This window comes from Pseudomonas sp. TH04 (assembly GCF_016651355.1).
GTDB lineage: Bacteria > Pseudomonadota > Gammaproteobacteria > Pseudomonadales > Pseudomonadaceae > Aquipseudomonas > Aquipseudomonas fluorescens.
The window spans coordinates 2,041,265-2,055,545 of the sequence record NZ_JAEKEA010000001.1; the positions used below are offsets into that span (position 1 = coordinate 2,041,265).

At 60.0% G+C, this 14,281-nt stretch carries 10 protein-coding genes; 7 read left to right on the forward strand and 3 right to left on the reverse strand.

The genetic code is table 11. From position 1 onward, the window contains the following. The first annotated feature begins 52 nt into the window (after positions 1-52). The gene (locus tag JFT85_RS09160) at positions 53-523 is read left to right on the forward strand and encodes a RidA family protein (RefSeq protein ID WP_073637198.1); all 471 of its coding nucleotides are present in this window, start codon (positions 53-55) and stop codon (positions 521-523) included. Next, entirely contained in the window at positions 520-1,701 is a 1,182-nt protein-coding gene (locus JFT85_RS09165) for an aminotransferase class V-fold PLP-dependent enzyme (protein WP_053254807.1), read from the forward strand. Before JFT85_RS09160 ends, JFT85_RS09165 begins: the two co-directional genes overlap by 4 nt. Here JFT85_RS09165 and JFT85_RS09170 read toward each other — a convergent pair. Beyond that, the gene (locus tag JFT85_RS09170) at positions 1,698-2,039 is read right to left on the reverse strand and encodes a hypothetical protein (protein ID WP_053254806.1); all 342 of its coding nucleotides are present in this window, start codon (positions 2,037-2,039) and stop codon (positions 1,698-1,700) included. The two genes, JFT85_RS09165 and JFT85_RS09170, sit on opposite strands and share 4 nt — an antisense overlap. Positions 2,040-2,257: 218 nt before the next feature. On the opposite strand from JFT85_RS09170, the gene rapA reads away from it, so the two are divergent. Beyond that, on the forward strand, positions 2,258-5,104 hold the full coding sequence (rapA, locus tag JFT85_RS09175; RefSeq protein ID WP_053254805.1) for an RNA polymerase-associated protein RapA: 2,847 nt from the start codon (positions 2,258-2,260) through the stop codon (positions 5,102-5,104). 178 nt (positions 5,105-5,282) lie between these two features. Here rapA and JFT85_RS09180 read toward each other — a convergent pair whose 3' ends face one another. Continuing rightward, complete coding sequence (locus JFT85_RS09180) at positions 5,283-6,629, reverse strand: spinster family MFS transporter (RefSeq protein ID WP_053254804.1); 1,347 nt, start codon at positions 6,627-6,629, stop codon at positions 5,283-5,285. 263 nt (positions 6,630-6,892) lie between these two features. Between JFT85_RS09180 and JFT85_RS09185 the strand changes: the two genes are divergently transcribed. The 3 genes from JFT85_RS09185 to JFT85_RS09195 all read left to right on the forward strand — a co-directional run bounded on the left by JFT85_RS09185 (position 6,893) and on the right by JFT85_RS09195 (position 12,042). Further along, positions 6,893-7,258, forward strand: coding sequence for a YkgJ family cysteine cluster protein (locus JFT85_RS09185; RefSeq protein WP_053255350.1), 366 nt, complete (start codon positions 6,893-6,895; stop codon positions 7,256-7,258). A 139-nt stretch (positions 7,259-7,397) separates the two neighbouring features. After that, positions 7,398-9,662 carry a putative bifunctional diguanylate cyclase/phosphodiesterase gene (locus JFT85_RS09190; RefSeq protein ID WP_069552060.1) on the forward strand — a complete coding sequence of 755 codons (2,265 nt, stop codon included), beginning with the start codon at positions 7,398-7,400 and terminating at the stop codon, positions 9,660-9,662. 202 nt (positions 9,663-9,864) lie between these two features. Beyond that, positions 9,865-12,042, forward strand: a complete 2,178-nt coding sequence (locus tag JFT85_RS09195) for a hypothetical protein (RefSeq protein ID WP_053254802.1) — start codon at positions 9,865-9,867, stop codon at positions 12,040-12,042. A gap of 308 nt (positions 12,043-12,350) precedes the next feature. Here the strand turns inward: JFT85_RS09195 and JFT85_RS09200 are convergent, their stop codons facing one another. Beyond that, entirely contained in the window at positions 12,351-12,653 is a 303-nt protein-coding gene (locus JFT85_RS09200) for a DUF2288 domain-containing protein (protein ID WP_069552058.1), read from the reverse strand. A gap of 342 nt (positions 12,654-12,995) precedes the next feature. Between JFT85_RS09200 and JFT85_RS09205 the strand changes: the two genes are divergently transcribed. Next, complete coding sequence (locus JFT85_RS09205) at positions 12,996-14,123, forward strand: branched-chain amino acid ABC transporter substrate-binding protein (protein WP_053254800.1); 1,128 nt, start codon at positions 12,996-12,998, stop codon at positions 14,121-14,123. Positions 14,124-14,281 lie beyond the last annotated feature (158 nt).

Consider the following 14,281-nt stretch of genomic DNA (forward strand, 5'->3'; position numbering starts at 1 on the left):
GCCCATCGCCGCAGCCAACATGCTGAAACCTCCCACCCGAAGAGGATTCAACATGAGCGATTCCATCCGCCAACGCGTGCAAGCCCTTGGCCTGACGCTGCCCACGCCCAGCCAGCCGGCGGCCAATTACATCAATCATGTGGTCAGCCAGAACCAGCTGTTCATTTCCGGGCAGATCCCCATGATCGACGGCAAACCCGCCTACGTCGGTCGGCTGGGCGGATCCCTCAGCGATGAAGAAGGCGCCCAGGCGGCGGAACTGGCGGCGCTGGGCCTGTTGGGCCAATTGAGCGATGCGCTGGGTGATGACCTTTCGCGCGCGGTGCGGATTTTGCGCCTGGGGGTGTTCATTGCCAGCAGCGCCGACTTCCAGCGCCAAAGTGTGGTGGCCAACGGTGCCTCGAACCTGCTGGTCAACGCCCTCGGCGACAAGGGCCGGCACGTGCGCACTGCCGTAGGGGTTTCCAGCCTGCCGGCTGGGGTGGCGGTGGAGGTTGATGCGATTTTCGAGCTGCAGCCGTGAGCCCGCTCGAAGTCCAGCAACTGCGCGACGACACGCCCGGCTGCCAGTCGGGCCTGGTGCATTTCAACCACGCCGGTGCCTCACTGCCGAGCCAGGCCAGCCTCGACGCGATCATCGACCAATTACAGCGTGAAGCCCGCGACGGCCCGATGGAGGCCGGCGAGCATGGCGCTGTGCTGGTCGAAAAAGCCCGGCGTGCGGCCGGGCAATTGCTCAATGCGCCGACTTCGTCGATTGCCTTTGCCAGCAGCGGCTCGACCGCCTGGAGCATGGCATTCGAGGCCTTGGGCGCCTGGAAGCCAGGCGAGCGGATTCTGGTCGGCCGCCATGAATGGGGCGGCAACCTGGCGAGTATGCAACGGGCCGTGCAGTCCGGCGCCCAGGTGGACGTCATTCCTTGCGATGAAACCGGCGCGGTCTGCCCGGTGGCACTGGAGTCGATGATCGATGCCAACGTCAAGTTGATCGATTTGACCTGGCTGCCGGCCAACGGTGGCCTGATCAACCCCGCCCAGGCGATCGGCGAAGTGGCCAAGCGTCACGGTATCGCCTATTTCATCGACGCCGGCCAAGCCGTGGGGCAACTGCCGGTCGACGTGCAGGCACTGCACTGCGATGTGCTCAAGTCAGCCGGGCGCAAACACCTGCGCGGGCCACGCGGTACGGCGCTGATGTATGTAAGGCCGGGCTTCCTCCAGCGCCTGAACCCCGCCCAGCGCGATGTGTTTTCAGCCCCTTGGGCCGCCGACGGTTTCCACCTGCGCGACGACGCCCGGCGCTTTGAAACCAGCGAAGTGTCCTACGCCTTATTGGCAGGGTTAGGCACGGCGTTACAGGAGGTCAATCGACTGGGCGTAGAGAGGACGTGGGAAAGGGTCTTGCAGATCAGCGGGCAAATCCGCGAAGGCTTGCGGCAGATTCCGGGAGTTTCCCTGCATGACTTGGGCGCCAATCACTCAGGACTGATCGCCTTCAACCTCGCTGGCTGGGATGCCTTCGAACTCAAACGACGCTTGGGCCTCAAGCGCATCACTGTCGGCGCCAATGGCGTGGCCTACACTCCATTGGACATGCAGGCGCGTGGCCTGAGCAGTATCGCAAGGGTGTCCGTCAGCCCGCTCAACACCGAGGATGACATCGCACGACTGCTCGCGGCGCTGCGTGAGTTGCGCGATTAAACCTCAACGTCCACCCACAGCCCCTGGCGCGGCGCATCTTCGATCAGCGGCACCACCGGCACAGTATTATCGGCATTCAATGTATCGCCGGGAATCGCCAGGTGCTCCTCAGGGTCTTCGTCGGCTTCGCGCCGGCGCTTCTGCTGCTCTTGCTGGCGGCGTTGCTCTTCGCGCAACAGCAAGGTCGCCTGTTCGGAATCGCCCTTTTTCAAGTCGATCGTGCTTTCGTTGGAGCCCGCTTGTACTGGCACCACGGGCGGGATATCCGGCTTCTGGCGCACCGGGTCAAGTTGTGACGTGACCGGCACGACGCTGACGGGCAGCATGGGTGGCAGCATAATAATATTCTCCTGATCAACAGGCTGTCGGCGGGTTGCAGGGCGACTTGAGCGCCAGCTCGCCAAGCTGTGACCGAATCGACACTCGCAAGTGCCCGCCACCCGTCGATCGAGCTTTCGAACCCATGCGTTAACGGAGTAGTTTTTGTCAGAGTCCTTTGGCTGAGGGCCTTGTTCCGTTAAGATAGTCGGCTTTTTCACGGCGGGAGTCAGGCAGCATGGCGCAGCAGTATCAACCGGGGCAACGCTGGATTAGTGACAGCGAAGCAGAGCTGGGGTTAGGCACCGTTCTGGCACAGGACGGCCGCTTGTTGACCGTGCTCTATCCGGCCACTGGCGACACTCGTCAGTATGCGCTACGGAATGCGCCCCTCACTCGTGTGAGGTTTTCGCCGGGTGACTCCATCACCCATTTCGAAGGCTGGAAAATGACCGTACAGGAAGTCGACGACGTCGATGGCCTGCTGGTTTACCACGGCCTCAATGGGCAGAACGAGCAGGTCACCCTGCCGGAAACCCAACTGTCCAACTTCATCCAGTTCCGTCTGGCCAGCGACCGTCTGTTCGCCGGGCAGATCGACCCGCTGGCCTGGTTCTCGCTGCGTTACCACACGCTGGAACACACCAGCCGCCAGTTGCAATCCTCGTTGTGGGGCCTGGGCGGCGTGCGTGCACAACCTATTGCTCACCAATTGCACATCGCCCGCGAAGTCGCTGACCGTATCGCGCCACGGGTATTGCTGGCGGACGAAGTGGGCCTGGGCAAGACCATCGAAGCCGGCCTGGTGATTCATCGCCAGTTGCTGTCGGGCCGCGCCAACCGCGTGCTGATCCTGGTCCCGGAAAACCTGCAGCACCAGTGGCTGGTGGAAATGCGCCGCCGCTTCAACCTGCAGGTTGCGCTGTTCGACGAAGAACGCTTTATCGAAAGCGATGCCACCAACCCGTTCGAAGACACCCAGCTCGCCCTCGTCGCGCTGGAGTGGCTGGTTGACGACGAGAAGGCCCAGGACGCGCTGTTCGCGGCCGGCTGGGACTTGCTGGTCGTCGACGAAGCCCACCACCTGGTGTGGCATGAAGAGAAAGCCAGCCCTGAGTACTCGTTGGTCGAGCAACTGGCCGAGGTGATTCCCGGCGTACTGCTGCTCACCGCCACCCCGGAGCAACTGGGCCAGGACAGCCACTTCGCGCGCCTGCGCCTGCTGGACCCGAACCGCTTCCACGACCTGCACGCCTTCCGCGCCGAAAGCGAGAACTATCGCCCGGTGGCCGAAGCCGTGCAGGAGCTGCTGGACAAAGGCCGCCTGTCGCCAGCGGCACATAAAACCATTCAGGGTTTCCTCGGCGACGAAGGTGAAGCACTGCTCACCGCCGTCAACGATGGCGACACCGAAGCCAGCGCACGCCTGGTGCGTGAGTTGCTCGACCGCCACGGCACCGGCCGCGTGCTGTTCCGTAATACCCGTGCCGCCGTGCAAGGGTTCCCGGAGCGCAAGCTGCACGCCTACCCGCTGCCGAACCCGGACGAATACCTCGAGTTGCCACTGGGCGAACACGCCGAGCTGTACCCGGAAGTCAGCTTCCAGTCGCAGCCGGATGTTGAAGAGGAAAACCGCTGGTGGCGCTTTGACCCGCGCGTCGAGTGGCTGATCGACCAGCTGAAAATGCTCAAGCGCACTAAAGTGCTGGTGATCTGCGCCCACGCCGAAACCGCCATGGACCTGGAAGACGCCCTGCGCGTACGCTCCGGCATCCCGGCCACCGTGTTCCACGAGGGCATGAACATCCTCGAACGTGACCGCGCTGCTGCCTACTTCGCTGATGAAGAGTTCGGCGCCCAGGTGCTGATCTGCTCGGAAATCGGCAGTGAAGGCCGCAACTTCCAGTTCTCCCACCACTTGGTGCTGTTCGACCTGCCGTCCCACCCCGACCTGCTGGAACAGCGGATCGGCCGTCTGGACCGGATCGGCCAGAAGCATGTGATCGAACTGCACGTGCCGTACCTGGAAACCAGCCCGCAAGAGCGCCTGTTCCAGTGGTACCACGAAGCGCTGAACGCGTTCCTCAACACCTGCCCGACCGGTAACGCCTTGCAGCATCAGTTCGGCCCGCGCCTGCTGCCGCTGCTGGAAAACGCCGACGACGGCGAGTGGCAAGCCCTGATCGACGAAGCCCGTGCCGAGCGCGAGCGCCTGGAGCAAGAGCTGCACACCGGTCGCGACCGCTTGCTGGAGCTCAACTCCGGCGGTGCGGGTGAAGGCGATGCGCTGGTGGAAGACATCCTTGAGCAAGACGACCAGTTCGCCCTGCCGATCTACATGGAAACCCTGTTCGACGCGTTCGGCATCGACAGCGAAGACCATTCGGAAAACGCGCTGATCCTCAAGCCCAGCGAAAAAATGCTCGACGCCAGCTTCCCGCTGGGTGACGACGAAGGGGTGACTATCACCTACGACCGCAACCAGGCGCTGTCGCGCGAAGACATGCAATTCATCACCTGGGAACACCCGATGGTGCAGGGCGGCATGGACCTGGTGCTGTCCGGCTCGATGGGCAACACCGCCGTGGCGCTGATCAAGAACAAGGCGCTCAAGCCGGGCACCGTGTTGCTGGAACTGCTCTACGTCAGTGAAGTGGTTGCGCCGCGCTCGCTGCAACTGGGCCGCTACCTGCCACCGGCCGCCTTGCGCTGCCTGCTGGATGCCAACGGCAATGACTTGTCCGGCCGCGTGTCGTTTGAAACCCTGAACGACCAACTGGAAAGCGTGCCACGCGCCAGTGCCAACAAGTTCGTGCAGGCCCAGCGCGATCAGCTGACGCCGCGCATCAACGCCGGCGAAGAGAAGATCACCCCGCGCCACGCCGAACGTGTGGCCGAGGCAAAACGCCGCCTGGCAGCGGATACCGACGAAGAGCTGGCGCGCTTGACCGCGTTGCAAGCGGTCAACCCGACCGTGCGCGACAGCGAGCTGGTGGCCTTGCGCAACCAACGCGAGCAGGGCCTGGCCATGCTCGACAAGGCGGCGCTGCGACTGGAAGCGATTCGGGTGTTGGTGGCGGGTTGATAACCGCCCTGCCCGGCTAAAAAAGGCCCGCGCAATGCGGGCCTTTTACATGCTTTTGAGAATATCGTTGCCTTTAAGGGCCTCTTCGCGAGCAAGCCCGCTCCCACATGATTCGGTGATCGAGCTGGACTCGGTCAAAGGTGGGAGCGGGCCTGCTCGCGAAAGGGTCACCTTGGCATCAGGCCGTAGCCGCAGCAGCCGGCACCTCCACCGCCCCCAGCCCCGCCTTCATCCGCTTGGCATCACGCACAAAACTGCGCGACGCCTGGAACAGAAACAGCATGGTCAGAAACAGCGCCACCGGAATCAGGTACATGGCGTCGTGCAAGCCCACGGCCTTATAAGCCTCAGTCATCTGTGCCGCTCCGTCGGCATACATCGCCGAATGGGCAAAGTGATCCGACAGCCCGCCCACCACCACCGGCCCCATGCCTCCGCCGAGCAGATACAACCCGGCAAAAAACAGCGCCATCGCCGTGGCCCGCAGGCGGGGTTCGACCACATCCTGAATCGCCGTGTACACACAGGTGTAGAAGTTATAAGCGAACAACCAGCCCACACTGAACAGCGCCACAAACACCCCAATCTCGATGCGCCCCGCATGCAAGGCCCAGGCGGTGGTAACCGTGGAGATGATCAGGCTGCACGCCGCGAACAGCAGTCGGCCATTGGCCACGCGCTGATGGATCTTGTCGGCAATCCAGCCGCCCAGCGTCAGGCCCACCAAGCCGGTCAAGCCGACGATTACCCCGGTGGCAACCGCAGCGTCCTGCAACGGCATCAGGAAGTAGCGTTGCAACATCGGCACCAGGAACGAGTTGCACGCATAGGTGGCGAAGTTGAAACACAGCCCGGCCAACACCAGCCAGAGGAACGTCGGCACCGCCAGCACGCGGCGGATTGGACGGTCGACGCGTTCCTGGGAAACCTGCACGGTTTCTGCGGCGCCGCGCTTGGGCTCTTTGATATAGAACATGAACACCGCGAGGATCATTCCCGGCACGGCGGCGATAAAGAACGGCGCGCGCCAGCTGTCGAACGCCTTGACCATCGCGCCGATGGTGAAGAATGCCAGCAGCAGCCCCAACGGCAGGCCCAGCATGAAAATGCCCATGGCCCGCGCGCGCCGGTGAGCGGGAAACAGGTCGCCAATCAGCGAGTTGGCCGCCGGCGCATAGCTGGCTTCGCCAATGCCGATGCCCATGCGCACCAGCAGGAATGTCCAGAAACTGCCGACCATGCCGTTGATCGCCGTCAGCCCGCTCCAGGCGAAGAGGCCCCAGCCCATCAGTTTGCTGCGTGAGCCCGTATCGGCCATGCGCCCCAGCGGCAGGCCGGCGATGGCATAGACAATGGTGAAAGCGGTGCCGATGATCCCGAGCTGAAAGTCGCTCAGGTGCCACTCCATGCGGATGGGCTCGATGATGATCGCGGGAATGGTGCGGTCGAAGAAATTGAACAGGTTGGCGAGGAACAGCAGGAACAGAATGCGCCAGGCATTCGCCGCTTGGGTCGAGTTCTGCATGGGTCCGTCTCTTTTATTGTTATGAGCGCAGCGATGCCCGATGCATCCTGCTCAGGTATCTGCAACATAGTCAGGCAGACGGCCGTTGTCTGTAATGATTCGTAAAGCTGATAGGGCGTAATTTCACCCGGACCTTGACCCGCAATTGCGAGGGTTTTCCTACGAAAATATAAGTGCTCGCCCCCCTTCCCAACGGCCATGGCAGGATTAGAATGGCGAGCCTTCCGAAACACCCCATCCTACTTTTCTTATCGATGACGCCCATGTCCGAAGCCAGTCCGTGTCTGAGTTGCGGTGCCTGCTGTTCACACTTTCGCGTGTCTTTCTTCTGGGGTGAGTGCGCCTCCTCCGGGGGCACGGTGCCCGATGACCTTGTGGTGCAGATCAACCCCACACGCGTAGCGATGATCGGAACCGACCAGAAACCCGCGCGTTGCTGCAGCCTTGAAGGGGAAGTCGGCAAGGGCACACGCTGCACGATCTATGAGCAACGGTCGAGCCCCTGCCGTGAGTTCGACGCGTCGTGGAGCCAGGGTGTACCGAACGTCGATTGCGATACCGCACGCGCGGCATTCGGCCTGCCGCCATTGGAAGCCCCTTTTGAGCTGGAACTGCCCATCAGCGCTTAGCATCAATCGCTATGAGCGGCATGCCAAAATCATTGAAATCAAAGTGCCATTATTCCTGGCAAATCCCGCGAGGCTTCTATACTGGAGTCCATAGGCCATTGCTCAAGGCAATGACGTACGGACTTTGACGGGACATGCTATGGAATGGCTAGGTATGTATTTTTTTACCGACCTTCCAGAGAATGGGCACTTATTACTCAATTGCAGTCATAACCCCTTTCTGGTGTTGCTGGCCTACCTGGTCGCTTGCGCGGCCGGGTTTGGTACGTTGGACATGGCCGAACGTGTCGGCCATGTAGAAGACCCTACCGCCCGCCGCCATTGGCGCTGGCTGGGTGCCGGGTGCCTCGCCGGCGGTATCTGGTCGACTCACTTCATCAGCATGCTGGCTTTCCAGGCACCTATTGCCATTCATTACGAATTGCTCATGACGTTCGCCTCGCTGGTGATCGCCCTGATTGCCTCGTTGTTTGCCATGCAAACCCTCAGTCATGCCCACCTGCGGTTCCATCAGTATTTACTGGCGTCGGTGTGGATGGGCCTCGGTATCGCCTTGATGCACTATGTGGGCATGTCGGCCATGCGCTCCCAGGCCCAGGTGTACTTCGAGTCGTGGCTGTTCATCGCGTCGGTGGTTATCGCGATTGGCGCCAGCCTGGCGGCATTGCTGCTGTCGAGCCACCTGCGCAACGGCGCCGGGGTTTTCCATCAATTGCTCAAATACGCCGCGAGCCTGGTGCTGGGCGCCGGCATCCTGAGCATGCACTTCACCGGCATGGCCGCTATGCAAATGCTGGTGCCCAGCGGAGCCGACCTCGCGCTGCCGCTGGACAACAACCCTATTCAACTGGGCCTGTCTGTGGCGGTTATCACCCTGTTGGTGATCGGCAGCAGCGTCAGCGCGGCCCTGGCGGACAAAAAGCTGCAGCACAAGGAACGCGACTTGCGCCGGGTCAACGCCCTGCTCAGCGAACTCGACCAGGCCCGCGCATCACTGCAACAGGTTGCCCATTATGACGCGTTGACCAGCCTGCTGAACCGCCGAGGGTTCAATCAGATCTTCGCTGAGAAAGTCGCTGAAAAAACGGCCAATAACGGCATGATGGCGGTGATATTCCTCGATATCGACCACTTCAAGCGGATCAATGACAGCCTGGGGCATGACGCCGGCGACCAGTTGCTGACGGTATTGGCCGGGCATATCAAAGGTTCGATACGCAGCCACGACGACGTGGTCGCGCGGTTTGGTGGGGACGAATTCTGCATTTTGATCAATATTCACCATCGCGATGAAGCGCGGCACATGGCGCAGCGGATCATGCAGAAGATGAAAGAGCCGGTCGAACTGGCCGGTCGGCGCATGGTGATGACCACCAGCATCGGCATCAGCCTGTTTCCCGAAGACGGCCTGACCTGCGAAGAGCTGCTGAAAACCGCCGACCTGGCGCTGTACCAGTCCAAAGACGCCGGGCGCAACAACCTCAACTTCTTCAGTTCCAACCTTAAAACCCGTGCCTTCCTTGAGCTGCAACTGGAAGAGGAATTGCGCGCAGCCCTGCGTGGCCGCAACGAGTTGGTGCTGTTTTACCAACCGATCTTCGACATGAAACTCGGCAAGGTCACCCGCCTGGAAGCCCTGGTGCGCTGGCAACATCCGCAACACGGGCTGCTGGCCCCGGACCGGTTTATCGACATCGCCGAAAGCAACGGGTTGATCGCCGAACTGGACCACTGGGTGTTGCGGCAGGCCTGCCATGATTTAAGCCTGCTGACCGACCGGGGCTACAGCGAACTGACCATGGCCGTGAACTGCTCGGCCCTCAACCTGACCCGTGACGAGTTGGCCGATGAAATAGAAGCCGCCCTGCGCTTCGCCGGGATTGCCGCCAACCGCCTGGAACTGGAAGTTACCGAAAACGCGCTGATGGGCAATATCAGCAGCACCCTGGCGCTGTTGCGGCAAATTCGGGCCTTGGGGGTTTCGCTCGCCATCGATGATTTTGGCACCGGCTACTCGTCGCTGGCTTACCTCAAGCGCCTACCGATCAACACGTTGAAGATTGACCGTTCATTTATCCAGGACATCCCCAAATCCACCGCCGATATCGAGATCGTCCAGGCGATTATCGGCATGGCCCACACCCTGCACTTACAGGTGGTCACCGAAGGCGTGGAAACCCAGGCACAGTTCGAGCTGCTGCTCAAACATGGCGGTGACTTCATTCAGGGCTACCTGCTGAGCCCGGCGGTGCCGTTCTGCGACATCGTTGGCGTGATCCAGGGCATCCAGATGCGCAACCCGCTCTACCCTTTCAGCGTGGAAGGCAGCAAAGAGGCACCTGCGCCGAAAGCCCCCACCCCGGCCCGTATCAGCCCACCCGCGACCGTCAGGCCAATTCGCTGACGCCGGTTCTTTGGCATTTCGCCATCATTTGCCTAAAGAACCCCGACGAACGGCCGATTCATCAGAGTCCGGCCACGATTCCCCTTGAAAAATCAGGGTTAAACCCGACCGTCCCGGACTCAGACGCACTGTAAAGTCGCGAACTCTCATTCAATGATGGCTCCTTGATTTTTAAGCCATCTGTCCAGGTACATGGCGCCCAATGACCTCTAAAAATAACTCTGCCACCGAGATCCTCGACCTGTTGCCGACAGCTCCTGCGGAAAAATCCTCAGGTTCAAAGTCATTGAGCAGCGCCCGTCCGCTGGCCACCCAGCAGTACTTGTACTTCACCGAAACCAATACCGACCGCATCCTCGATAACCTCGACGGCCTGCGCGACATGGTGTTCCCGCGCCCACCCCAGCAAGACGGTGACGGCGACCCGCGCGACGAGCAGGAATTTCCCTCGGTGTGCCTGATCGGCCTGGGCCGCTGCGGTTCGAACATCGCGCTGGACGTGGCAGAGTTGGTCTACAACGCGCGCAAGTTCTACTTGAACGAATTCAGCACGCAAGACACGTCGCAGGACAAGGGCTACAGCCCGGCCCAGTGGATCCGAAACAACCTGCGCCTGGGCGGCGGCAAGGCCACCAAACCGGTGTTCCTGGTGGAGCCGCTGGTGATGCTGGGTGACCTGGACAAGGACATCGCCGGGCGCATCCGGTTTTCGCGCAAGGGCGAAAAAAGCGGCTTCCTGCGCGACTACAGCAAGATGAAAATAATGGACCTCTCGGAAGTCCATGCCGGCGGCGCCGGTAACGCGCCGATCCTGGGCCAGTACCTGGCCAAGATCATCCTCAATAAAGATACCCAGCGTTTTTCCAGCCCCGACTGGAAGATGATTCACTCCTACCTGATCGACTCCTGCGGCATCAAGGCCAACCAGTCGCGTCTGTACTTCTCGATCTTCAGCGCCGGCGGCGGTACGGGGTCGGGCATGGCCTCGGAGTTTGGCCTGGCCCAGCAACACTCGTACATGAACAAGACGTTCGACACCAAACCCGCCGACGAGCACGACAGCAAGAGTGGCCACGCGTTTGTCTTCGAGCCGATCTTCACCAGTGGCATCTGTGTGCTGCCGAACATCTCCGACCACCGCAGCGAAATGTCCGAGGCCCTGCACATCAACGCTGGGCGGTTGTTGTGCAAATACCTGTCGGAAGAATGGGACTTCTCTTACAACTTCGACAATGAAGACAGCAGCGAAGCCAGTGTGAAGGGACGTATCCGGCCATGGAACGCGATGATGCTGATCTCCAACGACATCATGCGTTACGCCGAAGAGAGCGATGACGGCAATATCCAGAACATTGACGTCAATGCCATGGAAAAACACGCCAACCAGTACATCTCCCAGCAGATCTTCAACATCCTCACCGCCCAGGCGGTGACGACCGATTACGACCAGAACTATTTCCGGCGTGCCGGTATCGACATTGGCGAAACCATCCGCCTGGATGCCAACGACCTGTTTATGAGCCTGGCGGGACCGGTAGCGATTGCCTATGCCGAGTCCGTGGTGCCGGAAACGCCGGCGCCGTCGAATGACAAGTTCAAAGTGTTCGATAAAGAGCCACAGCGGCTGAATATCGATGACTTGTTTTTCCGCTCCATCGACCTGCCGCACTTCAATAAAGTGACCCAGGCCATCGAAGGCATCAGCCTGTTGCCGATCGAGTCCAAGCGCTACAAGGCGTCACTGGAGCAATACAAGAATTCCGGATACGACGCAGCCGCCCTGCATGACCTGCACTTCTTCAAGAACTGCTCGTCGGTGGTGTCGATTGTGTCCTTGCCCAAGGACTACAAGCTGTCCTACATGGACCTGAACCGGCTGAAGACGCACCTCAATAGCCTGTTTCCCAACACCACGCTCAAGCGGTATGCGCTGGTGATCGGGGCGTCGGCCAACTTGTCGCTGACCACGCTGATCGCCAAGAGCCCGTGCCTGTCAGATGATTTCCTGACGTTGATCGTGGCCTTTATCAAGCGTTGCTTTGCGCGTAACCCGTACCGGTTTGATGACACGTTGGATAATTCGATCCTGGACTTCATCATCCATGAGGATTTCGATGAAGACCGGATTGATGAGCTGCTCAACGAGTTCGAAAACCCGGCGAAAATTCTCGATACCAACTGGTACGCGATCAAACCGATGTATGAGAAGAAGTACCGGGAGTTGATCAACGACAAGGAGAAGTTTGTGTCGATCAACGATATTCGCTTGTCACGGGATTGTGTGAAGAAGGCGATCAAGTACCTGCGCGAGATTTATCGCCATCGGATTGGCAAGACCAAAGTTATTTCGTTGAATAACCATACTGGCAAGACTGCCTAGACCGAGTCGCGCCCTTCGTGAGCAAGCCCGCACCCACATTGACCGCATTCCGTGTGTAGGAACGCCGTTGAATGTGAGCGCTGGCTTGCTCGCGAAGGCGGCCAGTCAGCCACTCCATACGTTGATCTTGGCCACACCCAGAAACAATTCCCCGAGCCTTCGACCCCGCGCAAAACTGTTCCCGTGACGCGCACGTCACCCTGACCTGTGACCTTTCTCTACGGCAAGATGCCATCACGGCGTCAGCGGTTACTCAGCTACACACTTGCACCGACGAAAATAGCGCACCACTTTGGTGCTGACGATTCTTACGCTGCCCTTTCCTGGATCAAAATCCACGGCGAAACCACCACCGCCCACAGGCTGGGATCACGCTCAACCAGGTCCAATGCCCGCGTCGCAGACACTTCGCCAAGGCTCCCCGCAGCCAGCCACGCAGCGACTTTCTCACGGTTATCCTCGGCCATTCCCTCGGCCGCTTCGATCAAATCCAGCTTGGCGTCGACCCACAATAGGGCACCCTTGGCAAAGAACGGTTCAAGCTCCTTCCAGGAAATTTCGGCGGTTTCGCCGAGCAGCTTGGCATAGAGGGTGCTAGGTTCTTGCGTCATGGGAATTCACCTGATGTAAAAAACGGCGCAATCATAACGTCCGGGCTCAGGCAGAAAAACCCAGTTGCAAATGAGGCATCGATAGAAAGTGTCAGAAAAGCCAAGGATTGCCCGAGACTCTGGCATCACCCCGCCGCAATTCTGTCTTTTTCTTTCATTAAAGCGACACACCCAGGTTTTGCCCCCAGCAGCCAGCTTTTCAAGCGATCAACCGGCGCTCTACACTGTACCGGTACAGTTGCCAGGGCAATGCCGGGGGGGATATCCGAGATATCTGATCCGGTTCTGCAGCTCACAAGGCCGCTAGAACTATAAAAAATACAACAGTAAGAGTGGAGCACTATGAATAAGGCTACTAAGCAGATTTCCAAACTGTTTGCCGCTATGGTCCTGGCTGGGGTTGCTGGCCATTCGTTCGCAGCCGACACCATCAAGATCGGCATCGCCGGGCCTAAGACAGGTCCTGTGACGCAATACGGCGACATGCAATTCATGGGTGCCAAGCAGGCCATCGCCGACATCAACGCCAAAGGCGGCGTCGACGGCAAGCAGCTCGTCGCGGTTGAATACGATGATGCGTGCGATCCGAAACAAGCCGTGGCCGTGGCCAACAAAGTGGTCAACGACGGCGTCAAGTTCGTAGTCGGTCACCTCTGCTCCAGCTCCACTCAGCCAGCGTCCGACATCTATGAAGACGAAGGCGTCATCATGATTACCCCGGCGGCCACCAGCCCGGAAATCACCGCACGTGGCTACAAGCTGATCTTCCGCACCATCGGCCTGGATAGCGCACAAGGCCCAGCGGCCGGCAACTACATTGCCGACCACGTGAAGCCGAAGATCGTTGCCGTACTGCACGACAAACAGCAATACGGTGAAGGCATCGCCACCGCCGTTAAACAGACCCTCGAGAAGAAAGGCGTGAAAGTCGCGGTCTTCGAAGGCCTGAACGCTGGCGACAAAGACTTCTCCTCGATCATCCAGAAGCTCAAGCAAGCCAACGTGGACTTCGTCTACTACGGCGGCTACCACCCAGAGCTGGGCCTGATCCTGCGCCAGTCCAAGGAAAAAGGCCTGAACGCCAAGTTCATGGGCCCAGAAGGTGTCGGCAACGACTCCATCTCGCAAATCGCCCAAGGCGCTTCCGAAGGCCTGCTGGTGACCCTGCCGAAATCCTTCGACACCGACCCGGCCAACAAAGCCATTGTTGAAGAGTTCGCCAAGAACAAGCAGGACCCAACCGGTCCTTTCGTGTTCCCGGCCTACTCGGCTGTTGAAGTGATCGCCGGCGGTATCACTGCCGCGAAAAGCGAAGACACCGCCAAAGTCGCTGCCGCCATCCACGCAGGCACCTTCAAGACCCCAACCGGCGAGCTGAGCTTCGACGCCAAGGGCGACCTGAAGGACTTCAAGTTCGTGGTCTACGAATGGCACTTCGGTAAACCAAAAACCGAAGTTTCCCCTCAGTAAGCCAGGCGTTACTGGTCAACAAGCCCACTGTGCAAGCAGTGGGCTTTGTTTTACGAGGTTTATGGGCCTGACACCCGCGATCCGGGCGCTGGCTCACCTGAAAATCTTAAAACCGTCACCAGCGGTTCGCTGGCAAACGCTTTGCGCAAATGTGCTCA